The sequence below is a fragment of the Marinobacter alkalisoli genome, from assembly GCF_045449855.1.
Taxonomy (GTDB): Bacteria; Pseudomonadota; Gammaproteobacteria; order Pseudomonadales; family Oleiphilaceae; genus Marinobacter.
In genome coordinates, this window is the sequence record NZ_JBJJLC010000053.1 from 46436 (window position 1) to 72364 (window position 25929).

A 25929-nucleotide genomic window follows, 5' to 3' on the forward strand; every position below is an offset into this window, starting at 1 on the left:
CAGACAGGCCGGTGAAACGTCAGGGTTTGCGACGTGCTAAAACCTGAGAACTCACTCAGGGTAACGCCAGAGATGTCCGGATCCCCAGCGTCATACATGAGACACCAGTGTTACCGGAAAGTTCCGCAAATCGACTAAAAAATGATCAGCCCGTACGGCAACCCATCGCGTCCGCCGACGACTCGACATCACGGGTTTCCGGCAACTGCGGACGGTAACGCTCCCGCAGCGCCATGACCCGATCCCGGTAGGCCGGCGTGAGGTAGGGCACCTCAAGCGTCAGCACCTGGTAGATGCCCTGCTTGAGCTCGGTCAGTGAGAGATTGGCAGACTCTTCACTGGCGTGGGCGGTTTTCAGGAACGCCATCCAGTTTGTGATCACCAGCCAGACGTTGAGTGACATGGCCGAGCGCAATTCCTCCGATTGCGGCTCAATAATGCCGGCTTCAGCCATCTTCTCGAAAATCAGGCTGATGGCATCCAGGCAGCGATTGGTGAATTCACGGTAGTCCCGCCGCAGTCGCTGGTCACCGTCCAGCAGATGCTCCAGGTCACGATGGAAGAACCGGTAACTCCAGAGCCCGTCAAACACCGATTCCAGGTAGAACATCATGTCGTCCAGGGTCAGCGGCCGGTCCTCGGGAATATCCAGGTAATAATCCACCAGTTTTTCGTATTCCAGGAAGATCTCGTAAATGATGTCCGACTTGTTGCGGAAGTGGTAATAGAGGTTGCCCGGGGAGATGGCCAGGTACGCGGCGATGTGATTGGTGGTGACGTTTCGTTCACCCCTCTCGTTGAACAGCTCCAGACTGGAGAGCAGGATCTTGTCTCTGGTTTTCATAGGTTCAGTTAGCTTTATTGTTGTGTGACCGGCGGATGGCCTGATCCGCCATTCGGCTTTCCTTGACTCCCTAGAGTATATACTCTAATAATACCCTCAAGCGCAAATTGAGCACTTTTTCGCCACCATACAACAACAGGGCATCCGGTATGCATCGGCAGCCCGAGGGGAGAAGACCATGGGAGCCAGCGTCGTCCAGCTTACCGAAAGCAAAAAGCAGATCCAGCATACGCATCGCGTCTTCGAGAACCAGAAGAAAGCATTCAGAAACAACCCGATGCCATCATCGACCGAACGCCAGGAAAACCTGAAACGGCTAAAGCGGGCGCTGTTGAGCAATCAGGACAAGCTGACCGACGCGATCGACCGGGATTTCAGCTGTCGCTCCAGGGACGAATCGCTGATTGCCGAAATCATGCCGTCCATCCAGGGCATCAACTACACCCTGAAGAACCTCGGCGGCTGGATGAAACCGTCCAAACGCCACGTATCCGTACTGTTCCAGCCCGCCAGCAACAAGGTGCATTACCAGCCCAAGGGTGTGGTCGGCGTTATTGTGCCCTGGAACTACCCGTTGTATCTGGCCGTTGGCCCCCTCGTTGCCTCGCTGGCAGCAGGTAACCGTACCATGATCAAGATGTCGGAGTTCACTCCGCACACGTCTGCCCTGTTCAAGGAAATCATTGAATCCACGTTCCCCGAGGACCTGGTATCCGTGATCACCGGTGAAGCGGACGTTGCCGCGGATTTTTCCAGTCGTCCTTTTGATCACCTGCTGTTCACCGGCTCCACGTCGGTCGGCAAACTGGTGATGCGGGCGGCGTCAGAGAACCTGACCCCGGTCACCCTGGAGCTGGGCGGCAAATCCCCCGCTATTGTCTCCTTCGATGTTCCCCTGGAAGACGCCGCTCAGCGGATCGCGTTCGGCAAGGCATTCAACGCCGGTCAGACCTGCGTGGCGCCAGACTATGTACTCTGCCCGGCGGACCGCGTCCAGGCGTTTGTGGATGAGTTCCGCGCCCGCTTTGCCGATATGTACCCGAGCCTGCGGGACAACGACGACTACACCGCTATTATCAATGAGCGGCAGTTCCAGCGGCTGCAGGAATACCTGGACGATGCGCGGGAGAAAGGCGCAGAGATCATCGAGCTGAATCCGGCGCGGGAGAACCTCAAGGACGGCACCCGCAAGATGCCCCTGACCCTGGTGCTGAAGACCACACCGGAGATGAAGGTCATGCAGGACGAGATCTTCGGGCCGATCCTGCCCATCGTCAGTTATGGTGGCCTTGAGGAAGCGATTCACTACATCAACGATCGTCCGCGCCCGCTGGCGCTGTACTTCTTCGGCTACGACCGTTCCATGCAACAGCAGGTGGTGGACCACACCCTCTCCGGGGGCATGTGCATCAATGACGCCCTCATGCACGTGGCTCAGGATGACCTGCCTTTCGGCGGCATTGGCGATTCCGGCATGGGGCACTATCACGGCAAGGAAGGCTTCCTGACGCTGTCCCATCACCGGGCCATTTTCAGCAAGCAGAAATTCAACAGCGGCAAATACGTCTATGCGCCTCACGGCACCACTGCCCACAAGATGATCTACAAGCTGTTCATTCGCTGATCCGGCGACCAGCCTGGCAAGCTCAAAGGCTGACAAGACAGTGAGTGCCCGGGTATCCTATGGGCTTCTGAACCGAGGAGCAGCGCATGCCTAAAGTTATTTACCCAGGCACCTTTGACCCCATCACCAATGGCCACACCGACCTGATTGAACGGGCTGGTCGCATGTTCGACGAGATCGTCGTTGCGATCGCCTACAATCCGAAGAAGCAGCCACTGCTGGATCTGGACGAGCGCTGCGAACTGGTCAGGAAAGCCACCGCCCATATCCCGAATGTGAGCGTCACCGGTTTCAGTAACCTGCTGGCAGATTTTGTCCGGGAACAGAACGCCACCGTGATCCTCAGGGGGCTGCGCGCAGTGTCTGACTTCGAGTACGAGTTCCAGCTGGCAGACATGAACCGTCGGCTGGCCCCGGAAGTGGAAAGCGTCTTCCTGACCCCCGCGAACCACCTGTCCTACATCTCATCCACCCTGATCCGTGAGATTGCATCACTCGGCGGAGATGTCTCGGAATTTGTTGATCCAGCCGTCGAGGCCGCGATGAAACAGAAGTTCAGTCAATCCTGAGGTAACGCCCGATGGCCCTGATGATTACCGACGCGTGCATCAACTGCGACGTTTGTGAGCCTGAATGCCCGAACGACGCCATCGCTCCGGGTGACGAGATCTACGTGATTGACCCGGACAAGTGCACCGAATGCGTCGGCCACTATGATGAGCCCCAGTGCCAGCAGGTCTGCCCGGTGGATTGTATTCCGCTGGATCCGGAACGGCAGGAATCAGAAAGTCAGTTAATGGAAAAGTACCAGCGCCTGACCGCAGGCTGAGCCCCCTGGGCTCATCACGGTGCGCCGGGGCGGCGCACCGTGTTCCCAACTCAGAACAACGGCGGCAAGGGTATCGCGGTGCCGTTCACATCCAGGGCCAGGTCTTTCAGCTCTGCAGACATCGCAAGACGGTCGCCATTGCGCGTCATCATGCCGTCCTTGATCAGCGGGGCCAGCTGCATCATCAATTCAGGATGATTCTCCGCCAGCGCCACCGGCAGGCTCAGCTTCATTTGCCCCGTCAGCCGCTGCATCACCATCAGCATCTGTGAGCGCTCCTGATCCGACAGAGTCGGGTGTCTGACCATCAGCTCCCCGTTAACCTCGCCTTCCGGCGTCACCAGACTGATGTTCGGGAAGCCGAAGCTGAAGCCCTCGGCCGCCAGATCCAGCAGAGCACCACTGATACGACTCATGCTGGCCATTTGTTGCTCGAAGGCGGCAGGCGACCCGGGCTGGTTGTCCAGGGCTGCGACCTGAAGATCCGTCAGGGCGCCGGTCAGCTCACTCCAGCTGTCCACATCCAGCCCATCCATCACAAACTCCACCCGCTGGGGCCCGAAACTGTCACCCTCCGAGGTGACCGAGTCCAGGGTTACCACGGTTTCGGAGTTCACACTGCGGTCGTTGTCGACAGGCCAGGTCTTGCTGGTCATCCTGAAGTCGTCCATGCGCAGGGGCGCCTGGCCAGCGGAAGTCAACTCAACGGACGCCAGGGTCGCCACCCCTTCCCCTGTCCATACCTCGCCACGCAGGTAATCCAGGGTCTGTTCAAGCCGGAACTCCCCCAGGGTGACCCGCAGGTCCCGGGTATCCAGCACCATCCCCGGCCATACCATCATGATATCGGCCCCGGAACCGCCGCCACTGATATCCGCCCGACCAAAACCTCCGGATACGTTCAGTGATTCCCCGGTATCGTCGTTGGTGACCGAGATCGCGGGAACCGTCAGTTCAACGATGGCCGTCCCCCACAGGCGGGTCTCCAGGGTCAGACGCGGCTTTTCCTCCGGGAAAAGCTCGGCGGCCTCCTCCGGCAGGTCGGAAAGCGGGGAGAAATCCAGCAGGCTTCCGGTCACCCCGTGTGAAACCTTCGCCTTGTAATCAATCCGGTGAACGTCGTTGCTGGCGGGATCCTCGAATGTCAGCGTGCCCTCAAAACGGCCGCCGAGATAACCGCGATCATAATCCCGTGTTTCAAGCCGGAAGAACGGCTGCGCCGCGTTAACCTCAGCCGTCACATCCCGCCATTGTTGCTCGGTCAGCCAGCCCACACCCCAGGGAGCCACCGCACCAACGACCAGAACCACCCCACCCACAATCATCCATGTCTTTTTCAATGTTTTCTCCGTAACAAACTGCTGATTATTGTCCGGTCAGACGCTCCAGCAACACCAGCTGGGATGCCAGTCGGTCCTCCCCTTCCGCCGGTTGATTCTGTAGGTAACTGCCATCCGGCTGCAAGACCCAGGCCTGACAGTTATCCGCCAGATAGGTATCGAGATCCTCCCGCACCCGGGCAACCAGGCTGGGATCTTCAATGGGAAACGCAGTCTCCACGCGGCTTAACAGGTTGCGTTCCATGCCATCAGCACTGGAACAATAGACATCCGGACGCCCATTATTGCCGAAGTAATAAACCCGGGTATGTTCCAGGAAACGACCAATAATGGACCGTACCCGGATATTCTCGGACAGCCCGGGCACTTCCGGCCGCAGGCAGCAGATACCACGAAGAATCAGGTCAATCTTCACACCGGCCTGGGACGCCCGGTACAGCGCCTTGATCAATTGGGGTTCGGTCAGGGCGTTGAATTTCAGAATGATCCGCCCTTTCTGGCCATGGCCAGCCTCCCGGTCGATCAGGCTCAGCAACTGGCTGTGTAGCGTAAACGGTGCATGGAACAGTTTCTTGATCTTCAACGCCTTGCCCATGCCGGTAAGCTGCTGGAACAGCTTGTTGACATCATCACCGATGGATTCATCGCAGGTCATGAAGCTGTAATCGGTGTACAACCGGGCATTACCGGCGTGATAGTTGCCGGTCCCCAGGTGCACATAGCGCCGTAACCGGCCCTCTTCCCGCCTCACGATCAGGATCATCTTGGCGTGGGTTTTATAGCCAACCACCCCATACACCACAATCACCCCGGCTTCCTGCAGGCGACTGGCCAGCTCCAGGTTTTCCGCCTCGCTGAAGCGGGCCCGCAACTCAATCACCGCGGTGACCTCTTTTCCGCGCCGGGCGGCATCCGCCAGCGCTTCCACGATTTCGGAGTCAGCCCCGGTGCGGTACAGGGTCTGACGAATGGCCAACACCTGGGGGTCCTTGGCCGCCTGCCGCAACAGGTCAATCACCGGGCTGAAATTATGATAGGGGTGCAACAGCAGGATCGGACGCTTGCGAATGGCGTCGAACATGGATTCCTTGCTGCGAATCTGTCGCGGAATGGACGGCGAAAATCCGGAATAGGTCAGATCCTGTCGATCCACGAGCCCCCCTACCGCCATCAGGCGAGTCAGGTTGACCGGACCATGAACCTGATAGAGGTCACGTTCGGTGAGCTTGAATTCCTGCAACAGAAAGTGGACCAGTTCCTCCGGACAGTTATCGGCCACCTCCAGGCGCACGCCGTCACCAAAGCGGCGACTGAGCAGTTCACCACGCAAGGCCGAGGCGAGGTCTTCCAGATCGTCCTCCAGCTCCAGGTCGGCGTTGCGGGTCAGGCGGAACTGATAGCAGCCTTTGACCTCCATGCCGGGGAACAGCTCATCGGCGTGGGCGTGAATCATTGAGGACAGGAACACCAGGTTGTCGCCGCCATTGCACACATCATCCGGCAGGCGCACCAGCCGGGGCAGGGATCGTGGCGCCGGCACGATCGCCATGCCGGTTTCGCGACCGAAGGCGTCCTTGCCGTCCAGTTCGACAATGAAGTTCAGGCTCTTGTTGACCAGTCGCGGAAAAGGATGGGAGGGGTCAAGGCCGATCGGGCTGACCACCGGCAGGATCTCCTCCTCAAAATAGCGGCGCACCCATTCCGCCTGGGCCGGGGTCCATTCCCGACGCCGGACAAAATGGATATTCTCCTGCTCCATCTCCGGAATCAGCACGTTATTGAGAATGTCGTACTGCTCACGAATATATTCATGGGCCACGCGGCTGATTTCAGCCAGGGCCTGCTCGGGCATCATGCCATCGGAACCGATGGTTTCCCGGCCGTATTTCATCTGCTGGCGAAGGCCGGCAACACGAATCTCGAAGAATTCGTCCATGTTGCTGCTGAAAATGCAGCAGTAAATCAGGCGGTTGATCAGCGGGTGAGTGGTGTCCAGGGCCTGCTTCAGCACCCGGTAATTGAACTGTAACTGGCTGAGCTCTCGGTTAAAGAAGTTCTCGCTGGCGCCCAGGTCAACTTCCTGACCGACACTCGGCACTTCAACGGGGGCGGGAACGCTCTGCTCTTCCACCTCGCTCTCCACCACATTCCGTTCTCTGACAGATTCACTACTCATGACTCACTGATTCCAGTTTTAGGGGTTCCGGCAAAGCGCCTGATTTGCCCGAACCTGACATTATTCCGTTAGCCTTGTGTGCCGGAATGCCGGAGCAGGCGCGCGGCCCTGACCGCAAAATACGTCAGGATGGCATCGGCGCCGGCACGACGCATGGCCGTCAGGCTCTCCATCATCACCGCATCGCCATCCAGCCAGCCATTTTCAGCGGCCGCCATATGCATGGCGTACTCGCCGCTGACCTGGTACACAAACGTCGGCACCCGCAATTCGTGTTTGACGCGATGAACAATATCCAGGTAAGGCATGCCTGGCTTGATCATCACCATGTCCGCGCCTTCCGCCAGATCCATCGAGACTTCCTGCAGTGCCTCGTCGCTGTTGGCCGGATCCATCTGATAAGTCGCCTTGTCGCCCTTACCAAGATTGCCCGCCGACCCGACCGCATCCCGGAATGGACCGTAATAGGCAGAGGCATACTTGGCAGAATAGGCCAGAATGCGAGTATTCACATAACCCGCCGATTCCAGGGCACCCCGGATAGCCGCCACGCGACCGTCCATCATATCCGAAGGCGCCACAATATCCGCCCCCGCGTCGGCATGGGACAGCGCCTGATTGACCAGTGCTTCGATGGTCACGTCGTTGAGCACATAACCGTCATTATCGACGATGCCGTCCTGGCCGTGGGTGGTGAACGGGTCCAGCGCCACATCGGTGATCACCCCCAATTCCGGGCGCGCCTTCTTCAACGCCCGCACCGCCCGCTGGGCAAGACCGTCGGAGTTCCATGCACCGGAACCTGATGTGTTCTTGTGCTCGGCGGGTACCACCGGGAACAGCGCCACGGCAGGAATGCCGAGTTCAACCAGCTCGGCGGCCTGCTCCACCAGAAGATCAATACTCAGGCGTTCAACCCCCGGCATCGAAGGCACCGGCTCCCTCTGACCTTCGCCCTCCAGAATGAACACCGGATAGATCAGGTTATCAACACTGAGCTGATGTTCCCGCACCAGACGGCGGGAAAAATCATTAGCCCGGTTACGACGCAGGCGAGTAGCAGGGAATACACGACTTGGTGAACGCACGAAGCACCTCCTGGGTGGCGAGTAGAACACAAACCAGAAACCGACCGGACTGTCCGGTCGATCGGTTCCCTCATCATACACGCCCTGGCTGCCATGGGGCAGGCTCCGGTCGGGCCCCATTGACCGCTTGCCGGGCAAGCTTAACAACGGGGTGTGACAGTGGGGTTACCGCTGGGAATCCAGTGCCTGCGCCCGTTTTCGCTCCGGCCCGCTGAAGTACCTGTTGCGCAGATCCTCCATGGCGGCTTCCCGCTCAGGACCGGCCAGCCCCGCACTCTCCAGTTCATGACGTTCCTGACTGTAGGCCTGCCAGCGCTGGTCCCAATCCTCCTGACGCGCCTCCACTTCCGCCAGCCGTTGCGAGATTTCGGCGCCAAACGCGTCCTCACGCCAAACCTTCAGGGCATCGGGATCCCCGGCCAGCTCCTGCCGCGCCTGCTCATACTCCGCGAAACGCCGGGTTTCCTCGCGGGCACGACGCACAGGTGCGGGCAAGTCCTGTTCAGCCGCCGCGACGGCCCGTGACCGCTGTTCATCCGTCAGTGACTCGTCGCCGTTAATGCGGCGCTGCTCCAGCTGAAAGCGGTCCACCGCCTCCTCATGGGCAAAGAACGCCTCGGTGGTGCCAGCATCCAGCCACGTCCTTCGCAGGGCGTGGATCTCCTGCATGCGGCGCCTGGTGTCCAACAGATTGTCCGCAACGTCCTGACCGTAGGATGACTCCAGGTCGCCCAGCGCCAGCTTGTAATCCAGGTAGTTCCCCAGGATATTCAGGGCCTCGGAGCGAGCCGGCTCATCCAGTGCGGCCAACTCGCGCTCAATTCGCGCCACCAGCTGCCGCAGGGGTTCCTCCCCCAGGGCCGAAAGGTAGTACTCAAACAGCTGACGTAATGACGATGTCGGGATCAGGTTACCGTTGCTGTCAACCCGGGCCCACCCCGCAGGGGGCGATGTCCCGCTCAGCGATGCCGGCAACGTATCGGGCAACACCACGGTGCTCCGCTGCCCGACCCAGCGGGACGGTTGGCTGTTGGTGTCCGCGGCCGGTGCCGAACCCGCAGGCGCGGAATCCGGCTGATGGCTGTCCGGCCGGGTCTGCCCGGAATCGATTCCGGCATCGGCAAGTAGAAGCACAATAACGACCATGGCTGCTATGATCACCAGCAAAGCCGTTGCCAGCCACGATAGGACTCTCATAATGTAGGGGTTCTTGTTGGAGTTATGGACCAGCCATCTACCCACACGGCTGATAACGAAAGGGCCCAGAATAGACCAATGATTGAAGACACGCTGAGACAGCGTTCAAAAACAGACCCACAGCCGGTGACTGTGGGCCTGTCGCATCAGAGGGATCGGTTATTGAAGCCGATATCCACCTTGCGGGAAGGATCGGAGCGGAACAATGTGTCCACTTCCTGGATTTGCCCGCCCTGGTTCAGGAAAGCCTCAATATCCGCCTGTAACTGTGCACGCACCCGGGCCCGACCAGCGACGGAGTGGTTGTCTTCACTGCCACTGTTCCAGCCTCCGGATTGCTCCAGGTTGCTTTCGTCGAATTCACTCATGGCCTCATTCCCCATCAACGAAAACAAAACATCGAGCGCACCTGACCCGACTTGGGGGGGGTCGCTCCGCCTCGGCAACATCCGCCCTGGCGGTATGCCTTGGCGTCTTTATAATCTGCTTTTTCAGACAACGCCATTTACAGGCAAAGACTTTTTTGTAATTTTTTGTAATCAATTGCAACTGATTGATTTTAAGTAATAAAGAAAACTACAACCGACTCTTACTTGGTTGACACAAGAAATGAATAATGATTCACTACTTAAGAGGAGCCAGCATGGCCTACCGGGAAACGGAGAAGATGCGCAAACGTAAGGCGGAGGCTCGCCAGCGCATCGTCAGTTGCGCCTACCAATGCGTGGCGGAAAGCGGCTTTCGCAGCGCCAGAGTCACACACATTGCCGCTCTGGCAGAAGTTGCGACAGGAACAATCTATCGCCATTTTGAGTCGAAAGAAGATCTGTTTGCAGAAATTTTCCGGCTGGCAACCCAAAGGGAAGTCGACAAGGTCGCGGAAGCACTGTCCACCCACGGGGATGCCACCGTGCGGCTTGAAGCGGCGCTGCGTCAGTTTGCCGAACGCGCCTTGCGAGGACCGGTCATGGCCTGGTCACTGATTGCCGAACCGGTCGACCCGAAAGTTGAGGAAGAAAGACTGGCCTACCGGCAGGCCTACGCCGAGCTGTTCGAAAAGGCCATCAGAGAAGGTATTGAAGAGGGATGCATTCCCGAGCAGGACGCACGCCAGAGCAGCACATGCCTGGTAGGCGCTATCGCCGAAAGCCTGGTAGGACCCTTGTCCCCGGCCCAGGCAGATAGTCAAACGGAACCGAGAAACGACAACAAAGACCCACTGGTCAACTCCATCCTACGTTTTTGCTTGCAGGGGCTGACCGGTACCAGGAGGTAACATGAACGCCCGTCAGCCTGCACCACCTATCACCGGCTCAACCGAGCCGGAAGATCGCTATCTGGCTGAGACCCATGACGTGGTCAACCAGCCCCCTGCCCTGGAAGACTACAACCTGTTCGACCAGGACACGGCGCTCAGGGAAGCGGTGGAACGCGAAGGTGGCAGCGCAGCCGCTGACGACCTCCAGGCCTTTGGTGCGCTGGCCGGCAGGCGGGAAATTATTGAACTGGGCTTCCGCGCCAACGAAAACAAACCGGTATTCAATACCCACGACCGCTTTGGCCACCGTATTGACCAGGTGGATTTCCACCCGGCTTATCACCAGTTGATGTCCATTGCCATGGAGCACGGCCTGCACAGCAGCCCCTGGACCAACCCTGGCCAGGGTGCCCATGTTGCGCGGGCAGCCAAATACTACATGCACTCCCAGGTGGAAGCGGCACACTGCTGCCCCATCACCATGACCTTTGCGGCTATTCCGTCCATCCGCAAGCAGCCGGAACTGGCAGCCCTCTGGGAAGACCGGATCCTCGCCAACCAGTACGACCCCCGCAACCTGCCCGATGGCCAGAAACAGTCGGTGACCATCGGCATGGCCATGACCGAAAAACAGGGCGGCAGCGATGTCCGCGCCAACAGCACACGCGCCTACCCGGTGGGCACCGAAGGCCCGGGACAGGCCTACGAACTGGTCGGCCACAAATGGTTTGTCTCAGCCCCCATGTGCGACGCCTTCCTGGTACTCGCCCAGACCACCAGCGGACTGTCCTGCTTCCTGATGCCGCGCTGGCACCCGGACGGCAGCAAGAACCCCTGGCAAATCCAGCGCCTGAAGAACAAGATGGGCAACGTCGCCAACGCCTCCAGCGAAGCGGAACTGCGCGGTGCCCTGGCCTGGATGGTCGGCGAAGAAGGCCGCGGCGTACCCACCATCATCGAAATGGTGGCCATGACCCGCTTCGACTGCATGATCGGCAGCTCCGCCGGCATGCGCCAGGCCGTGGCCCAGGCCTCCCACCACTGCCGCCACCGCAGCGCCTTCGGCCATCGCCTCAGCGAACAACCGCTGATGCAGAACGTGCTGGCAGACCTGGCACTGGAGAGCGAAGCGGCCATGGCTTACACCCTGCGCATCGCCCGCGCCCTCGACAACCAGCACCTGGAACACGAACGCCTGCTGGCACGACTGGCCACACCGGTCGGCAAATACTGGATCTGCAAACGCACCCCGAATCACGCCTACGAAGCCATGGAATGCATCGGCGGCAGCGGCGTCATGGAAGACTGCATCATGCCGCGCCTGCTGCGGGAGTCACCGGTCAACGCCATCTGGGAAGGCAGCGGCAACGTCCAGTGCCTCGACACCCTGCGCGCCCTGCAAAAAGAACCGGAAACCCTCGACGCGTTCTTCCACGAAGTCGTCGAAGCGAAAGGCACCGACGCCCGCTTCGACCGCTTCGTTGCTCAACTGCAAAACGACTTCAAAGACACCAGCGACGTCCAGTACCGCGCCCGCAATCTGGTCGACCGCCTGGCCCTGGCCATGCAGGCCAGCCTGCTACTACGCGGCTCCGACCCGGCAGTCGCCGACGCCTTCTGCGCCTCCCGCCTGCAATCCGGCGGCGGCCTCAACTACGGCAACTTACCATCCGGCACCGACGCAGCGGCCATTATCAAACGGGCAACACCTGTAGTAGGCTAAATTTGAGGATCGCCAGATTACCGCGGCGGTCGATTTAGCGGACTACACTTGAACCGTTGGCGAACCGGCGGGGGATGGCTTTCCAAAACTGTGCGGAGCCATGGATGGCGGAGCCCAAGCGCCACATGGATGTGCCGAAGGAGCGTGTTTTGGAAAGCCATCCCCCGCCGGTTCCTGCACCAAAGTCGAAACACATATGTCTGAAGCACTTAGAAAACTGCTCAACCAATCTGGCCCGACACCGGTGATCACCCCCCACGTGGGCGTACTCACCCTGCACTTCCAGCTCTATGGCTGCGAAGACCTCAAGGCCAAGCGCAAGGCATTCACCGCCCTGAAAGCCGTCTGGGGCCGCGAACCCGACCTGGCCGTCGCCGAAACCGCCGACCAGGACGCCCTGGACTGCGCCACCTGGACCATCGCCGCCCTGGGCAGCTCAACCCAGCAAATTACCCAGCGCCTCGACCAGGTGGAAAAAGCCATCCAGGATCGGATAGATGCTGCCATACTGGACGTACACCGGGAAATTCTCTGAAACACCCATTCAGGCCTGTGTGGCACAAGAATTCACCAGGCCGTATACTACGCTCCCTCTCAGAGTCAGTCAGAGGCTCAGAGGCCAGAAGGGAAGCCAGAGCGCCCGGGCGACACCGGGCAAGACGAATTTCCAATGTCGGAAGCACATGTCCGACTGTATCCGCCAGGCATCCGGAACCGGCCTGCGGATGACCACCGATTGATAGTGTGTGGCGCGCGTATGACCGGAAAGAAAAAATCCGCCCAGGCCTCGGTTGAGGCAATGTACCGTGTATTCACAGTGCCCGAAGCACCGGAATCCACCCTGAGCCGGATCGACCAGAACATTTCCCGCAATCTTGCAGGTTTCCTGCAGGAACATATTGTGGCCGTGGAACGGGACCTGTCCGAAGTCGAAAAAGACTTCTCGGACTACGCCATCCCGGAAAAGCCCGTGTTCGTCTCCGAACAGGCCCAGTTCCTGCTGGACAAGCTGGTGGCGAACTCCGTTCATACCGCCTCTCCCAGCTTTATCGGCCACATGACATCGGCACTGCCCTACTTCATGCTGCCGCTGTCCAAGATCATGATTGCCCTGAACCAGAATCTGGTAAAAACCGAAACCTCCAAGGCGTTTACCCCCATGGAGCGCCAGGTGCTGGGCATGATTCACCGCCTGGTGTACGAGCAGGACGGCGCTTTCTACCGCAAGTGGATGCACGACCCCCGCTTTGCCCTCGGCGCCATGTGTTCCGGCGGCACCGTCGCCAACCTGACGGCTCTCTGGGTCGCCCGCAACCGCGCGTTCCCGGCCGAAGGCAGTTTCCGCGGCATCCACCAGGAAGGCCTGTTCCGCGCCCTTCGCTACTACGGCTATGAAGGCGCAGCCATACTGGTGTCCCGTCGCGGCCATTACTCGCTGCGCAAAGCCGCCGACGTGCTCGGCCTGGGCCGTGACTTCCTGATCCCGGTGGACACCGACGACGACAACCGCATCCAGACCGACGCCCTGCGGGACAAATGCCTGGAACTGCAGAAACAGAAAATCAAGATCATGGCCATCTGCGGCATCGCCGGCACCACCGAAACCGGCAACGTCGACCCACTGGACGCCATGGCTGACACTGCCCGGGAATTCGGCGCCCACTTCCACGTGGACGCCGCCTGGGGCGGCCCCACACTGTTCTCCCGCACCTACCGCTCCCTGCTGCGCGGTATCGAACAGGCCGACTCTGTCACCTTCGATGCCCACAAACAGCTCTACGTCCCCATGGGCGTGGGGCTGGTGGTATTCCGCGACCCGAGCCTGGCCAGTGCCGTGGAACATCACGCCCAATACATTATCCGTAAGGGCTCCCGGGACCTGGGCAGCACCACCCTTGAGGGCTCACGCCCGGGCATGTCCATGCTGATCCACTCCGGCCTGAAAATCCTCGCACGGGAAGGCTACGAGATCCTGATCGACCAGGGCATCGACAAGGCCCAGACCTTTGCCGACCTGATCAACGCCCAACCGGATTTCGAGCTGATCACCAAACCGGAACTGAACATCCTGACCTATCGCTACTGCCCGGAGGATGTACAGCAGGCGCTGGCCCTGGCGGATGAATTGCAGGCGGAAAAACTGAACGCCTGCCTCAACCGCGTCACCAAGTTCGTCCAGAAAACCCAACGGGAGCGAGGCAAGGCGTTTGTCTCCCGGACCCGGCTGGAGCCGGCCCGTTATTACCATTTCCCCTGCATCGTGTTCCGGGTAGTGTTGGCCAACCCGTTAACCACCCGGGAGATCCTGGAAGATATTCTGGCGGAGCAGCGGGAATTGGCGATCACTGAGGAAGGTATTCAGGACGAGATCAATATTCTGCATCAGATGGCCAATGCCGTACTCAAACAGCATCAGCCGGATGCGCGGCAGGCCTGATTTTTCAGGTTTTGCACTGAGCGAGGGGCGGGAACGCGTTTCCAAAACCGTGCGGAGCCATGGATGGCGGAGCCGAGCGTACATGGATGTATTCACAGCGTGTTTTGGAAACGCGTTCCCGCCCCTTGCGGGGTCTAGCTCAAACTCCAGACTTAATACAGCGCCTCTTCGTCATCCAGCACTTCGTGCAGGATATCCAGGAACATGTGATCCGCCTCGCTCCAGTTCTCGGGGATACGGATCGTAGTGTTGGCGCTGATTTCCCTGGCAATCACCTCATTGGCCTTCGGCTCATTACGGTGTTTGCGGGCAATTTCCACGGATTTGACCGCAATGGTCGGATCGCTCAGTACCTTCTTGATGAACACTCGCAGCTCATCAATCATGCGGGCCTGACGGCTTTCGGCAGACGAACTCATCATTTACTCCCGGATAGTTTGACGTTCAGGGGACAGCCCTCAACATACAATAAATAGTATGGCTAATTCGGCGGACTGCAACCAGCCCGCGAATGATTCTGCCCGCTTCACCAACGAAGCGGGCAGAGGCAGGCATTACATCAGCAGGCCGCGCAGGGTGAAGAACAACATGGCGGCCATGAAGGCGGATGCCGGCACGGTGATGATCCACGCGGCCACGATGCGGGTCAGGTGGGAGCGTTTGACCATTTCCTCGCGGTAGATTTTCTTCAGCCGCTTGCGCTCGCCCTTGGACAGCGGCACCTGCTTTTTCTTCTTGGCCTCTTTGAGCAGGTTCTCCATCTCCTCGACAGAGGCATTGCGGAAGTCATCAAGGAACGGGCGCAGTCGCTCCTGCTCGGCTTTGTCATGGTGCTCCATGATCTTGTGAAGCTGGGTCGCGTAGTTGGACTTCAGGTATTCCCGCAGGAAGCCCACGCCGAACACGCCACCAATCGCGATGTGGGTGGAGCTGACCGGCAGGCCCAGCTGGGAGGCAATGATAACGGTCAGGGCGGCAGACAGGGCGATACAGAAAGCCCGGGTCTTGTCGAGCTCGGTGATTTCGCTGCCGACGGTCTTGATCAGGCGTGGGCCAAACAGCATCAGGCCCACTGAAAGCCCCAACGCACCCACCAGCATGACCCACAACGGAATGGCGGCGGCCGTGACCACAGCGCCCGCGGACAGGGCATCATTGATGGCGGCCAGGGGGCCGATGGCGTTGGCCACGTCGTTAGCGCCGTGGGCGAAGCTCAGCAGGGCAGCGGCGAAAATCAGTGGCCAGGTAAACAGGGTGTTCACACCGGCGGCGCTGTTTTCCATGGTGGCCGCGCGACGGCCAACCGCGATCCGCATAATCACGAAGACCATTGCAGCCACTGCCAGGCCAACCAGCGAGGCGCCCAGGAAATCCACCTGGATGATTTTCTTGACGCCCTTGACCATCAGGTAGGTGCCAAACGCCCAGGCCATAATGGCCACCAGCCACGGCACGAAAGTCCGCGCCGCCGGAATCAGGTTCTGGCGATAGAGTACGGTCTTTTTGATGGCAAACAGGAACAGCGCCGCCAGCACACCGCCCATGACCGGGGAAATCACCCAGCTGGCAACGATCTTCGCCATCACCGACCAGTCAGCGATACCCCAGCCACCGGCGGCAATCCCCGCGCCCAGCACGCCGCCTACAATCGAGTGGGTGGTGGATACCGGCGCGCCCATCCAGGTTGCCAGATTCAGCCACAGGGCCCCCGCCAGCAGGGCAGCGGTCATCAGCCAGACGAAGGCGTTGACGTCTCCCAGGCGGTCAGCAGCGATAATACCGCCCTTGATGGTGGACACCACGTCACCACCGGCGATGATGGCGCCGCCGGCTTCGAATATGGCGGCAATCAGTACTGCTCCACCCAGGGAGAGCGCACCGGAACCAACCGCCGGGCCCACGTTGTTGGCGACATCGTTGGCGCCAATATTGATGGCCATGTAGCCACCGATAACGGCGGCTGCCATCAACAACATATTGTTGGGCATTCCACTGCTTAGCTGACCAACGATTAACCAGATGCCAAGCAGGAAAAATAAACTGAAACCGATGCGATAACGTTCGGTAGTAGGACTGGTGAGAAGGGTATCAAGAAAACCGCTTTTCGGGGCCATAACAAATCAGGTCTCGTGGATGCTGAATGAGTTGCAACGTATCGCGCCATCCCGGCCAGTCAGATCACGCCGTCCATAGGGTAGTCTACAATGCGCCGCAACTATAAATTTTTTGCCATGAAATTGAAACATGAGGCGACAATGCCAGGCATTGTGAAATGTCAGGAGAAATGGTGCCAATTCCCGTCAGGTTCACTCATAATCGTTGCTAAAAGCATCAAAATACATAAAAACAGCAATCTAGGCCTGAATGAAAGACCCGACCACTTCCAGCCACCAGGGCGTCGGAGAAACCGAGGACATCCGGATATCCCGGATTCTGACCTGGCTTTCTCTCATGGCCATCCTGTGCCTCACCGGCATCGGCGCCAAAGCCTGGTTCGCCAGCCACTACAATCACGCCATGGTCTTGTGGGCTTTTGCCGTTCCCCTTGCGGCAAACATGATCTGGTTCGCCCACACAGGCAACCGGACGATACAAAAGACCGGGTTGATTGCCACCGTCGGCCTGCTGTTTGCCTACCTCATCGCCTCCGGCGGTGAGAACAACACCGGCCCGTTATGGTTCTATGTCTTTCCACCCCTGCTGTTCTACCTGACCAATCTGAAAACAGGCACGGCCATTCTGTTATTCTGCTATCTGGTCGCCATCGTGGTCTTTCGGTTCCCGGAACTGCCCATGGTCAGCGCCGAATACTCCACGGATTTCAAGATCCGCTTCTTTGCCACCCTGACCTTCGAGTCCATCTTCTGTTTTGTGCTTGAAGCCAGCCGGCTGAAAGTCAGAAATGAGCTGATGGCGCTGGCCCGGGCCCATGAACACGCCGCCCGCACCGATGAGCTGACCAGCCTCGCCAACCGTCGGGAGATGCAGCATCGGCTGGACGCCGAATTTTCCCGCTACCAACGATCGGGGCATCATTTCTCCATTGCGCTGATCGACCTGGACCTGTTCAAGGGCATAAACGACCAATACGGCCACCACGCTGGAGACGAGACACTGAAAACCTTCTCCGCACTCACGCGCCGGATTATCCGCCAGTCCGATGTCGCTGCCCGCTGGGGCGGCGAGGAATTCCTGTTGTTGCTACCGGACACCTCCCTGCTGCAGGCCCTTGCACTGGCCGAACGCCTGCGCTCCGAGGTGGAAAACACCGACTTCATGTTCCACGGGCAACGACTTCCCGTCTCCATCAGTGCCGGGGTCTGCTCCATCGCCAAGGCCGGTTCGGTTGATGAGCTGCTGAAACAGGCGGATATTCACCTTTACAGCGCAAAAGAAGCTGGCCGCAATCAGATTGCCCCCCGGGTCCGGCCCCGTCAGGAAGAAGGTGGCAACCGTACTGCCATCGGACCTTGAGACTACGCCGGCCAGTCGCTATGATCATCCGCCAACGTGATCGGCGGCTATTCAGGGCCGCTCCCGACAGGAACAGGTTCAACCATGGCAGCAATTCGAATTCTCGTGGGCAGCGTGTACGGCGGTGCCCTGTTGACGGCAAGGGCCATCAGGGAGGGGCTGGAATCCGAGGGCCACACGGTCACCGTGTTGGAGAACCCGGCTCTCGATGACATCACCGGCAACGACGATGCCCTGCTGGTCTGCACCTCCACCACCGGCCAGGGTGAAGTTCCCCCTAACCTTCTGCCTTTTTATCTGTCCCTGCGGGAACAATTACCGCAACAGCCGGGCCGACCGTTCGGCGTCATCGTGCTGGGCGACAGCTCCTACGGAGAGACCTTCTGTGGCGCCGGCGAGTTGCTGGAGGAAGCCCTGTACGAAACCGCTGCCCGCAAAGTCGGTGAGACCTTGCGAATCGATGCACTGGAAACCACGGAACCGGAAATGGAAGCCCTGCCCTGGACTCGGAACTGGATCACTACCCTGTAATCTTGTGGCCTGAATCAGCAGCTGACCGGAAATATACCGCATGCGGTCTTGAGCGGTAACCGGGCGGAGGCCATACTGCAGGAAACAAACATAACAAGCTTGGTATTTTGTGCGCCATATTGCTCTGATCTTCGCCCTGATCGGCGGTTTTATCCTCATGGCCCCCGGCGCTCACGCGGATCCGTCGGCATCGTCCCGACTGCCACAGCCGTCGATTGCCTTCCTGAAGGCCCCGCCAGCAGAGAAAGATGCCGTGCCTGAACTCCTGGACCGGCCGGACTGGCAGCCGCTGGCGGAAGAGACGCCGAATTTCGGGTACGTGACTGACAATTACTGGTATCGGATGCCGCTGGAGAGCAGCCCTGACAATCAGGTGCTGGAAATCAGCTATCCGCAACTGGACTATGTCAGGTTTTATCTGCTGGCGGACGGAGAGGTCGTCCAGACCGTGGTCACCGGGGACCACCTGCCGTTCTCGGAAAGACCGCTCTATCACCCCAGCTTCCTGATTCCCTATACCGTCGAGCCCAACGTCGAGTACGAAATCCTGCTCTCGGTTAAAACCAGTGGCGCGCACCAGGTACCGATCCGGCTCTGGCAACAGAACGCCCTGTTCGATGCCCTGACCACGGAGGACCGGCTACACAGCCTCTATTACGGCATCCTGATCACCACCATTTTCTTTAATCTGTTTATCTTCCTGGCACTGCGCGAAGCCACTTACCTGTACTACGTGCTGTCGACATTCAGCTACCTGTTCCTGATGGCTACCCTGCGGGGGGTGACGTTCCAGGTCTTCTGGCCAGACAACCCGTGGCTGCAGAACCAGGTCATGCTGATGGTGGTGCCGGTCGCGGTACTGTTTGCGCTGCTGTTTGCGCGCTCGTTCCTTCGCCTGTGGGAAACCGCCCCCAGAACCGACCTGCTGCTCCAGTTTCTCAGCGGGGTCAGTCTGCTGGCGATCCTTGGCACCTTCGTGCTGGAGTTCAACACGTCCATCAAGTCCTCGGTGGCCCTGGCGCTGTCAGCGTTCCTGGTGCTGATCATCATTGGCCCGCTGCAGTGGATAAGGCGGAACCCCCAGGCGGGTTATTACACCATTGCCTGGGGGCTGTTGATCATTGGTACCATGCTGACCGCATCCAACAAGTACGGATTATTGCCAACCAATTGGCTGACCACCTACGGCATGCAGGTAGGCTCGGCCCTTGAAGCCATTCTGCTGACCATTGCCCTGGCGAAACGCTTGTACAACGAACGTGAAGACAGGCTCCACGCCCGGGAGGCGGAACTGAGGGCCATGGCCGCCCGACGCTCGGCGGAACTGCGGATGATGGATCAGGCACTCCACAACCCGCTGACCGGATTGCCCAATCGCACCTGCTTTGAAATGATGATTAATGATCTCATTGCCCGGGTACCGGATCAGCGATACGCCATCGCGGTGATTCACCTGAACAACCTCCAGTCCATCACCAAGACCCTGGGCCACCGCAATACCGATCGCCTCATTGAACTGGCTGCAACCCGGTATCACAGTGTTGTACGAGAGATTCCAGGCATACTGGCCATTGAGGAAACGGATCATCGCTCGGTTTATCTGGCCTCCCTGGAGCCCGCCACCTTCGGCTTTGTGGTGGATGCTGACCAGATCAGCGCCGCTCCTCGCGCCATTGTTCTCGGCCTTGAGGAACTGCGGGAGCCGATCGATTACCTTGGCATGCAGCTTCCGCTGGATCCGCAGATCGGCACGGCGATCTTCCCCGATCATGCCCAGGACACCAATTCCCTGATCCGCCGCGCTCACATTGCCCAGGACTCGGACGAGGCCCGCGATCGCGGGCTCGCTTACTATCAGCCGACAAGGGATTCCTACAGCGCGGACCGGCTGACACTGGTATCGGAACTCAGACAGGCCCTGCAGAACAATGAGCTTGCCCTGCACCTGCAGCCCAAGCTGTCCCTGGAGTCTCATACAGTCGTGGGGCTGGAAGCACTGATTCGCTGGCCACGACGGAAATCGCCCATTCGCGCGGACGAGATCATTGCCATCGCGGAGCAGACCGGCCTGATCAGGCCCCTTACCCGGTGGGTACTGGAACAGTCGCTGGCGCTGCGCACCCGGCTTCTGGATCGGGGCTGGCCACTGAGTGTTTCGGTCAACATTTCCCCTAACAACCTGAGGGAGCCGGACTTCCCGGACTTCGTACAGCGGCTGATGAACAGTCACCATCGCCACCGGGGCGCCATCACCCTGGAAGTGACCGAAACATCCATGATGCAGGACCCCGCCAACTCCCTGAAAGCCCTGAACTCGCTGCACTCGGCGGGCATTCCGGTGTCCATTGACGATTTTGGCTCCGGGTATTCGTCGCTGTCCTATATCAAACAACTGCCGGCCAGCGAGATCAAGATCGACCGTTCCCTGATCACCGATATCACCACCCAGCCGGGTGACCGGGTCATCGTGCAGACCACCATCGACATGTGCCATTCCCTGGGCTACAAGGTGGTGGCCGAAGGTGTGGAGGATGATGAAACCGCGGAATTGCTGAAGGCTATGGGCTGCGACATGATTCAGGGCTACTGGCTGACACCGCCCCTGCCCATCGATGAAATGCTGGTGTGGCTGTCGGGCCACACCACGTCCGGCGTCAGCCGCAAGCTTGGCTGACGGCGCCCCGGAGTATCCGGGTACCGGAAATGCTAGCGGCGGGCGCGCCTGCGGATCAGCGCTTCCTGAGTGGTGGAAGCCACCAGCCCACCCTGCTGATTGAAGAAGTTGCCACGATTGAAGCCACGGCCAGCGGACGCGCTCGGGCTGTCCTTGTCGTACAGTAACCACTCATCCATGCGGAAATCCCGGTGGAACCAGATGGCGTGGTCCAGGCTCGCTATCTGCATGTTCTTGCTCATGAACGTCACACCGTGGGGGTTCAGGGACGTGCCCAGGAACGAGAAGTCCGAGGCATAGGTCAGCAGGCAACGGTGCAGTACCGGGTCATCCGGCAGGCGGCCCTGGGTTTTGAACCAGCTTTGCTTATGGGGCGGGCGGGTTTCCGGCTTGAACGGGTTGACCGGATCCACCGGGCGGATTTCAATCGGCCGATCACGGGTCAGGCTATCCCGTAGCCGCTCAGGAACGTGGGGCGCCAGCATTTCCCCGTACTCCTGCTCCGACTTCAGGGTCTCCGGATCCGGCGCTTCGGGCATATCCAGCTGATGCTCGAAGCCTTCCTCCGCGACCTGGAACGATACCGAACCGGTCAGGATTTCCTTACCACCCTGACGGGCAATCACCCGCCGTACCGAAAAGCTGCCGCCGTCCCGCACCCGCTGGACCTCGTAGTCGATCGGCATGCTGTGATTACCGGGACGCAGGAAGTAGGCATGAAGAGAATGGGGGAGCCGGCCCTCGACCGTGCGACTGGCTGCCATCAACCCCTGACCCAGCACCTGGCCACCAAATACATTGGGGAAACCAAGGTCTTCGCTGTCGCCCTGAAAATGGTCATCCCCGATTGGTGAGAGATCCAGAAGATCCACCAGCTTTCTGGTTACTTCAAGCATGCCTACTCCTGTTGATTCGTTAGCTCACGAATGGGTTTCTACCCCAAGCGGGCCATTTTCGCAACAGGCTTAACCGTGAATCGGCGGCACTTCCTTGGACAGCGCCTGCTTCTCCACCGCGTAACTGCCGGTGACGGCGAAGCCCAACACAGTTCCATCCGCCGACTTGAACAGGGCCTTCACATTCGTGCCGTCCTGCTCAACCTCCCACTCACCGTCCGCATTCGATGGCGGCGGGCAGACAGACGTGGGGCAGCACGGTGTTTTGATCAGCACGGGCATGGTGCCGTAGGCCACTTCGGTTCGCTCGCTGGTCAAGGTCTTTGCCAGCGCCCGGGCACAGGCCATCAGCGGCAGAACGTAGAGCAACACATGGCCGTCCACTTCCGCGCAGTCCCCCAGGGCGTAGACATCCGGAGCGGAAGTCTCCAGCGCACGGTTCACCATGATCCCGCGGTTGATTTCAATACCGGCCGCCTGGGCCAGTTCGGTCCGCGGGCGCAGACCAACCGCCGAAATCACCAGATCCGCCTGCAGGGTCTCGCCATTGGCCAGGGTCAGCTTCACGCCATCGCCTTCACGGTCGATGCGGTCAACAACGGTTTCCAGGTGGAAACGCACACCTTGACTGGCCAGCTCCTCCCTCACCGCTTCAGCGGCCGGTTGTGGCAGCAGCCCCGGCATAAGCGTATCGGAAGGCGCAATGACATCCACTTCGTAGTCACCGTTACGCAGATCGTTGGCAAATTCACTGCCAATCAGGCCAGCCCCCATGATGGCGACGCGCTTCTTACCCGCGAGCGCTTCGCGGAAGGCGCGGTAATCCATCAGGTCATTGATGGAATACACCCGATCCTGACCATCACCGTCAATCGACAGGCGGATCACATCCGCGCCCCAGGCCAGCACCAGTTTGCTGTACCGGATGCGCTCATCGCCGATCACCAGTTCATGGGCTTCGGTATCGAGACCGGTGACCGTGGTGTAGGTCCGCAGGTCAAGGTTGAGCTGTTCGATCATTGCCTCGGACGTTGCCTGGGCCAGCTCGTCGGCTTCCTTACCCTTGGTAAATCCGGTAGACAGCATCGGCTTGGAATAACTGAAGCCGTCATCGGCCGTTACCATGACAATGGGGATTTCCTTGTTCTGCTTGCGGATTTCCCTGGCCAGTGAGTAACCCGACAGACCGGTACCCACGATAACGATAGGGGCTTCTGTAGTCATTCCTGTTCTCCGTCTCTATTGAACCTGTAATATGAGTGCTGGTGTTAACCAATCTCGATCATTTCAAAGTCTTCCTTGCCAACACCGCAATCCGGGCATACCCAGTCTTCCGGCACATCTTCCCACTTGGTGCCCGGTTCGATACCGTCTTCCGGCCAGCCCTCGGCTTCGTCATAGATCAGGCCACACACCACACACTGCCACTTCTTCATAATCTTTCTCCGCAATTACTGTCAGGGCGCAATGATAATTGTCAGACAATCATGCACGCAAGCTTTTGTAACAACTGTCCATTACTCATATCGGGCCACCATCATACCCACCCCTCCACAATTGACCAATGCCACTCAGGACAGTGACCCGGCGGTTTTTCTGCCAATAGCAACAAATACCCATGGCGCTGCAACCCGGTTGCCCCTCCCTTTGGCCCGACTCCTCCGGTATAATCGCCCGTTTTACGACAGGATCCGACCGCTATGACCGATACCGTCGCCGAAATGAAACAGGTAATGGACGAAGCCGATTGCCTGGTCAGTGAACAGCAGGTACAGGTTGCCATTCGCTCTCTTGCAGGCGACATCACCGACCGTCTGAAAGACAGTAATCCGCTGCTGCTCTGCGTGATGAACGGCGGACTTATACTGACCGGACAGCTGCTGCCGCTGCTGAAATTTCCGATTCAGGCGGAATACCTCCATGCCACCCGCTACCGACAGGAAACCACCGGCGGTATCCTGGAATGGAAGTTACGTCCGGAAGCGGACATGCAGGACCGCACCATCCTGATCGTGGACGATATCCTTGATGAGGGCACCACCCTGTGCGCCATCGCCGATTACTGCCTGGCCCATGGTGCGAAGGAAGTACTGACCGCCGTTCTGGTGGACAAGCAACACGACCGCAAGGCCCGCCCCGACCTGAAAGCCGACTTCACCGGCCTGGAAGTGGAAGACCGATTCCTGTTCGGCTTTGGCATGGACTACAAAGGCTACTGGCGCAACGCCCCCGGAATTTATGCCGTTAAAGGGCTTTAACCTCCAGGCAGGCGACCACACCGGACCGGCCCGGGCAGACGCCCTGGCCATTCCGCCCACCGACTGGTACCGATCCCTGGCCGCTGCCGGCCTCCGCAATCCCACGGTACACGGTCCGGTGCGTTACTGGCTCCAGGTGGAAGGATCACTGACGCGGGAACTGCAGTTGCGCTGCACCCGCTCATTCCACGTGGACGTCACCCGTGAGGGCTTTGCCCTGCCAACACGGGAAGAAGCCGGCACCCTGAACATCCCGGAACGCCAGCTCGCGTGGATCCGCGAAGTCCACCTGTGTGGCGACGGCGAACCCTGGGTACTGGCCCGCACCATCATTCCCCTGGCCACCCTGCAGGGTGCGGGACGCCGTCTTCGCCACCTGGGCCGCAAACCCCTTGGCGCCTGGCTGTTCAGCAATACCCACTGGCAGCGGGGCCCGTTCGAATCCGGCATCTGCCACACCAGCCATCCGGCACAGCCCCCGGTCGCGCGACGCTCCCGTTTCTACAGCGGCGACAGGGCCTTGCTGGTGGGTGAGTACTTCCTGCCACGGTTCTGCCACTAAACCCGGCCTTTAACCACCCGCTACCCACTGGCTATAATTCACGCTTGAATCCAAGCCAGACACACCAACCCGGACCACGCCCTATGCTGCTGAATGCCATGCCCGACCACATCCAGAGCCGCCTGGCGGATTACGCCAGACTGCTGCGCCTGGACCGCCCCATCGGCAGCCTGCTCCTGCTCTGGCCCACCTATTGGGCCCTGTGGCTGGCCGCCGAGGGCGCGCCCGACATCGGCAACCTCATCATCTTTACCCTGGGCGTGTTCCTGATGCGCGCCGCCGGCTGCGCCATCAACGACTTCGCCGACCGCAAGGTCGACCGCCACGTCAAACGCACCAAAGACCGCCCCCTGACCTCCGGCCGCATCGACGCCTGGGAAGCCGTCGCCCTGTTCCTCGGAATCTGCCTGCTGGCTTTCCTCATGGTCGTGCTGTTCACCAACCCGCTGACCCTGTACCTCTCCTTCGGCGGCGTCATACTGGCCTTCATCTACCCCTTCATGAAGCGCTACACCCACCTGCCCCAACTGTTCCTGGGCGCCGCCTTCTCCTGGGCCATCCCCATGGCCTGGGCAGCACAGGCCAACGAACTCACCCAACTGACCTGGCTGTTGTTCACCGCCAACGTGCTCTGGACCGTGGCCTACGACACCCTCTACGCCATGGTCGACCGTGACGACGACCTGAAAATCGGCGTCAAATCCACCGCCATCCTCTTCGGCGACGCCGACCGCGCCATCATCGGCTTCCTCCAGGCCCTGGTGGTGATCATTCTGGTGATGGTGGGGCAACAGGTGGAACTGGGCGTCATCTATTACCTCGGCGTACTGGCCATGGCCTGCCTGTTCGGCTATCAACAGTACCTGGCCCGATTCCGCGAGCGGGAGGGATGTTTCAAGGCCTTCCTGAATAACAACTGGGCTGGGTTTGCGGTGTTTTCCGGGTTGGTCATTGACCTTCTCATTCAGTAATTCGTGGAAGGCCCGAACATGGTTGGCGTGACGGAGTGGGCCGGGCC

Annotated in this window: 24 protein-coding genes; 13 read left to right on the plus strand and 11 right to left on the minus strand. The window is 59.6% G+C overall.

The window, feature by feature from the left end:
- Window positions 1-145: 145 nt before the first annotated feature.
- The gene (locus ACJO5Y_RS18920; protein WP_406989401.1) at window positions 146-844 is read right to left on the minus strand and encodes a TetR/AcrR family transcriptional regulator; all 699 of its coding nucleotides are present in this window, start codon (window positions 842-844) and stop codon (window positions 146-148) included.
- Window positions 845-1022: 178 nt separating this feature from the next.
- Between ACJO5Y_RS18920 and ACJO5Y_RS18925 the strand changes: the two genes are divergently transcribed.
- The 3 genes from ACJO5Y_RS18925 (at window position 1023) to ACJO5Y_RS18935 (ending at window position 3297) form a co-directional block, all read left to right on the plus strand.
- The gene (locus ACJO5Y_RS18925) at window positions 1023-2468 is read left to right on the plus strand and encodes a coniferyl aldehyde dehydrogenase (RefSeq protein ID WP_406989402.1); all 1446 of its coding nucleotides are present in this window, start codon (window positions 1023-1025) and stop codon (window positions 2466-2468) included.
- Between the two features lie 86 nt (window positions 2469-2554).
- Window positions 2555-3037, plus strand: coding sequence for a pantetheine-phosphate adenylyltransferase (coaD, locus tag ACJO5Y_RS18930; RefSeq protein WP_406989403.1), 483 nt, complete (start codon window positions 2555-2557; stop codon window positions 3035-3037).
- A gap of 11 nt (window positions 3038-3048) precedes the next feature.
- Window positions 3049-3297, plus strand: coding sequence for a YfhL family 4Fe-4S dicluster ferredoxin (locus ACJO5Y_RS18935; protein WP_406989404.1), 249 nt, complete (start codon window positions 3049-3051; stop codon window positions 3295-3297).
- 50 nt (window positions 3298-3347) lie between these two features.
- On the opposite strand, the gene ACJO5Y_RS18940 is transcribed toward ACJO5Y_RS18935, so the two are convergent.
- The 5 genes from ACJO5Y_RS18940 to ACJO5Y_RS18960 form a co-directional block, all read right to left on the minus strand.
- The gene (locus tag ACJO5Y_RS18940; RefSeq protein ID WP_406989405.1) at window positions 3348-4637 is read right to left on the minus strand and encodes a DUF945 family protein; all 1290 of its coding nucleotides are present in this window, start codon (window positions 4635-4637) and stop codon (window positions 3348-3350) included.
- 25 nt (window positions 4638-4662) lie between these two features.
- Window positions 4663-6813, minus strand: a complete 2151-nt coding sequence (ppk1, locus tag ACJO5Y_RS18945) for a polyphosphate kinase 1 (protein ID WP_406989406.1) — start codon at window positions 6811-6813, stop codon at window positions 4663-4665.
- 68 nt (window positions 6814-6881) lie between these two features.
- Window positions 6882-7901, minus strand: a complete 1020-nt coding sequence (hemB, locus tag ACJO5Y_RS18950; protein WP_406989407.1) for a porphobilinogen synthase — start codon at window positions 7899-7901, stop codon at window positions 6882-6884.
- A gap of 165 nt (window positions 7902-8066) precedes the next feature.
- Window positions 8067-9098, minus strand: a complete 1032-nt coding sequence (locus ACJO5Y_RS18955) for a lipase secretion chaperone (protein ID WP_406989408.1) — start codon at window positions 9096-9098, stop codon at window positions 8067-8069.
- Between the two features lie 146 nt (window positions 9099-9244).
- Window positions 9245-9466, minus strand: coding sequence for a hypothetical protein (locus ACJO5Y_RS18960; protein WP_406989409.1), 222 nt, complete (start codon window positions 9464-9466; stop codon window positions 9245-9247).
- Between the two features lie 275 nt (window positions 9467-9741).
- Here ACJO5Y_RS18960 and ACJO5Y_RS18965 point away from each other — a divergent pair, with 275 nt between their 5' ends.
- The 4 genes from ACJO5Y_RS18965 (at window position 9742) to panP (ending at window position 14516) form a co-directional block, all read left to right on the plus strand.
- Window positions 9742-10374: a TetR/AcrR family transcriptional regulator gene (locus ACJO5Y_RS18965; RefSeq protein ID WP_406989410.1), complete on the plus strand. Its 633-nt coding sequence runs from the start codon at window positions 9742-9744 to the stop codon at window positions 10372-10374.
- Window position 10375: 1 nt separating this feature from the next.
- Window positions 10376-12079, plus strand: coding sequence for an isovaleryl-CoA dehydrogenase (locus ACJO5Y_RS18970; RefSeq protein WP_406989411.1), 1704 nt, complete (start codon window positions 10376-10378; stop codon window positions 12077-12079).
- A gap of 196 nt (window positions 12080-12275) precedes the next feature.
- Complete coding sequence (locus ACJO5Y_RS18975) at window positions 12276-12614, plus strand: DUF503 domain-containing protein (RefSeq protein WP_406989412.1); 339 nt, start codon at window positions 12276-12278, stop codon at window positions 12612-12614.
- A 222-nt stretch (window positions 12615-12836) separates the two neighbouring features.
- On the plus strand, window positions 12837-14516 hold the full coding sequence (gene panP, locus ACJO5Y_RS18980) for a pyridoxal-dependent aspartate 1-decarboxylase PanP (protein ID WP_406989413.1): 1680 nt from the start codon (window positions 12837-12839) through the stop codon (window positions 14514-14516).
- Window positions 14517-14668: 152 nt separating this feature from the next.
- Here the strand turns inward: panP and ACJO5Y_RS18985 are convergent, their stop codons facing one another.
- Together ACJO5Y_RS18985 and ACJO5Y_RS18990 are read right to left on the minus strand one after the other, a co-directional pair.
- Window positions 14669-14935 carry a hypothetical protein gene (locus tag ACJO5Y_RS18985; protein ID WP_012137124.1) on the minus strand — a complete coding sequence of 89 codons (267 nt, stop codon included), beginning with the start codon at window positions 14933-14935 and terminating at the stop codon, window positions 14669-14671.
- A 135-nt stretch (window positions 14936-15070) separates the two neighbouring features.
- Window positions 15071-16630, minus strand: a complete 1560-nt coding sequence (locus ACJO5Y_RS18990) for an inorganic phosphate transporter (RefSeq protein WP_406989414.1) — start codon at window positions 16628-16630, stop codon at window positions 15071-15073.
- Between the two features lie 250 nt (window positions 16631-16880).
- On the opposite strand from ACJO5Y_RS18990, the gene ACJO5Y_RS18995 reads away from it, so the two are divergent.
- The 3 genes from ACJO5Y_RS18995 to ACJO5Y_RS19005 all read left to right on the plus strand — a co-directional run bounded on the left by ACJO5Y_RS18995 (window position 16881) and on the right by ACJO5Y_RS19005 (window position 21195).
- A complete protein-coding gene (locus ACJO5Y_RS18995; protein ID WP_406989415.1) occupies window positions 16881-17990 on the plus strand; it encodes a GGDEF domain-containing protein in 1110 nt (369 codons plus the stop codon).
- 84 nt (window positions 17991-18074) lie between these two features.
- Window positions 18075-18521 (plus strand): flavodoxin, encoded by a 447-nt coding sequence (locus tag ACJO5Y_RS19000; RefSeq protein WP_406989416.1) that lies wholly within the window; start codon window positions 18075-18077, stop codon window positions 18519-18521.
- Between the two features lie 109 nt (window positions 18522-18630).
- The gene (locus tag ACJO5Y_RS19005) at window positions 18631-21195 is read left to right on the plus strand and encodes an EAL domain-containing protein (protein ID WP_406989417.1); all 2565 of its coding nucleotides are present in this window, start codon (window positions 18631-18633) and stop codon (window positions 21193-21195) included.
- Window positions 21196-21227: 32 nt separating this feature from the next.
- Here the strand turns inward: ACJO5Y_RS19005 and ACJO5Y_RS19010 are convergent, their stop codons facing one another.
- From ACJO5Y_RS19010 to ACJO5Y_RS19020, 3 genes are all read right to left on the minus strand, one after another.
- On the minus strand, window positions 21228-22091 hold the full coding sequence (locus ACJO5Y_RS19010) for an acyl-CoA thioesterase (protein ID WP_406989418.1): 864 nt from the start codon (window positions 22089-22091) through the stop codon (window positions 21228-21230).
- A 69-nt stretch (window positions 22092-22160) separates the two neighbouring features.
- Entirely contained in the window at window positions 22161-23315 is a 1155-nt protein-coding gene (locus ACJO5Y_RS19015) for an NAD(P)/FAD-dependent oxidoreductase (RefSeq protein WP_406989419.1), read from the minus strand.
- A 44-nt stretch (window positions 23316-23359) separates the two neighbouring features.
- Entirely contained in the window at window positions 23360-23527 is a 168-nt protein-coding gene (locus ACJO5Y_RS19020; protein WP_008173532.1) for a rubredoxin, read from the minus strand.
- Between the two features lie 264 nt (window positions 23528-23791).
- Between ACJO5Y_RS19020 and ACJO5Y_RS19025 the strand changes: the two genes are divergently transcribed.
- The 3 genes from ACJO5Y_RS19025 (at window position 23792) to ubiA (ending at window position 25882) form a co-directional block, all read left to right on the plus strand.
- A complete protein-coding gene (locus ACJO5Y_RS19025) occupies window positions 23792-24349 on the plus strand; it encodes a hypoxanthine-guanine phosphoribosyltransferase (protein WP_406989420.1) in 558 nt (185 codons plus the stop codon).
- On the plus strand, window positions 24330-24911 hold the full coding sequence (locus ACJO5Y_RS19030; RefSeq protein ID WP_406989421.1) for a chorismate--pyruvate lyase family protein: 582 nt from the start codon (window positions 24330-24332) through the stop codon (window positions 24909-24911). Before ACJO5Y_RS19025 ends, ACJO5Y_RS19030 begins: the two co-directional genes overlap by 20 nt.
- Before the next feature lie 83 nt (window positions 24912-24994).
- A complete protein-coding gene (ubiA, locus tag ACJO5Y_RS19035) occupies window positions 24995-25882 on the plus strand; it encodes a 4-hydroxybenzoate octaprenyltransferase (protein ID WP_406989422.1) in 888 nt (295 codons plus the stop codon).
- The last annotated feature ends 47 nt before the right edge of the window (window positions 25883-25929 follow it).